Origin of the sequence: Nonomuraea sp. NPDC049784, from assembly GCF_040659615.1 — a bacterium.
In the GTDB taxonomy this organism is placed as follows: domain Bacteria; phylum Actinomycetota; class Actinomycetes; order Streptosporangiales; family Streptosporangiaceae; genus Nonomuraea.
The window spans coordinates 1-1,438 of the sequence record NZ_JBFAMX010001195.1 but is presented as its reverse complement, the minus strand read 5'-3'; the positions used below and the strand labels follow the sequence as shown (position 1 = coordinate 1,438).

Below are 1,438 nucleotides of genomic sequence, written 5' to 3'. Positions count from 1 at the left end.
TGCCGCTGAGGCGCTGGGCGGCGCGTGTTCAGCCGCGAGAGCCCAGCGGGCACCCCACGCCAGGGCCCGTGTGCGCGGCCCCTGTCGGGCCGGAGCGCCATGGGTGACGGGGCGGGGGCGGTCAGGGGGGGCGGGAACCCTCAGCCGAGGGCGGCGGAGACCAGGGAGCGGGCCTCTTCCTGGACCTTGGCCAGGTGGTCGGGGCCGCGGAACGACTCGGCGTAGATCTTGTAGACGTCCTCCGTCCCCGAAGGCCGCGCGGCGAACCAGGCGCTCTCCGTCGAGACCTTCACCCCGCCCAGCTCCGCCCCGTTGCCGGGCGCCGCGGTCTGCACGGCCGTGATCGGCTCGCCCGCCAGCGACGACGCCGTCACCTGCTTCGCCGAAAGCTTCCCGAGCACCGCCTTCTCCTCGCGCGTCGCCGGGGCGTCCACCCGGGCGTACGCGGGCTCCCCGAACCGCTCGACCAGCTCACGGTAGTGCGCGCTGGGCGACTTGCCGGTGACGGCCAGGATCTCAGAGGCCAGCAGCGCCAGGATGATCCCGTCCTTGTCGGTGGACCACACGGACCCGTCCCGCCGCAGGAACGACGCGCCCGCGCTCTCCTCGCCCCCGAACCCCAGCGACCCGTCCAGCAGCCCCGGGACGAACCACTTGAAGCCGACCGGCACCTCATAGAGCCGCCGCCCCAACGAGGACGCGACCCGGTCGATGATCTGGCTGCTGACCATGGTCTTGCCCACACCGGCGTCGGCGGGCCAGCCGTCGCGGTGCGTGTAGAGGTAGGAGATGGCGACGGCGAGGTAGTGGTTGGGGTTCAGCAGGCCGGCGTCGGGGGTGACGATGCCGTGCCGGTCGGCATCGGCGTCGTTTCCGGTGGAAATATCGTATTTATCCCGGTTGGCGATAAGAGAGGCCATCGCGTACGGCGACGAGCAGTCCATCCGGATCTTGCCGTCCCAGTCGAGCGTCATGAACCGCCACGTCGGATCCACCAGCGGATTGACCACGGTCAGTTCGAGCCGGTGCCGCTCGGCGATCTCCCCCCAGTAGGCCAGGCTGGCCCCGCCCAGGGGATCGGCCCCGATCCGCACCCCGGCGGCCCGGATCGCGTCCAGGTCGACCACGGAGGGCAGGTCGTCCACGTACATCCCGAGGAAGTCGTAACGCCCCACCACGCCCAGGGCCTTGGCGTACGAGACCCGCAGCACGCTCTCCAGCCCGCTCGCCAGCAGCCGGTTGGCCCGGTCCTGGATCCACGTGGTCGCGTCGGTGTCGGCGGGACCCCCGTGCGGCGGGTTGTACTTGAACCCGCCGTCGCCGGGCGGGTTGTGCGACGGCGTGATCACGACGCCGTCCGCGAGTCCGGTGGTGCGCCCCTGGTTGTGCCGCAGGATGGCGTGCGAGACGGCCGGGGTCGGCGTGTAGCCGTCACGCG

General features: G+C 71.8%; 1 protein-coding gene. It reads right to left on the bottom strand.

Features of this window, described 5'->3' with window-relative positions; all coding sequences use genetic code 11:
• Positions 1 to 140: 140 nt before the first annotated feature.
• Positions 141 to 1,438 (bottom strand): phosphoglucomutase (locus AB0J09_RS64665; RefSeq protein WP_360714403.1); only part of this gene is annotated, 1,298 nt, incomplete at its 5' end.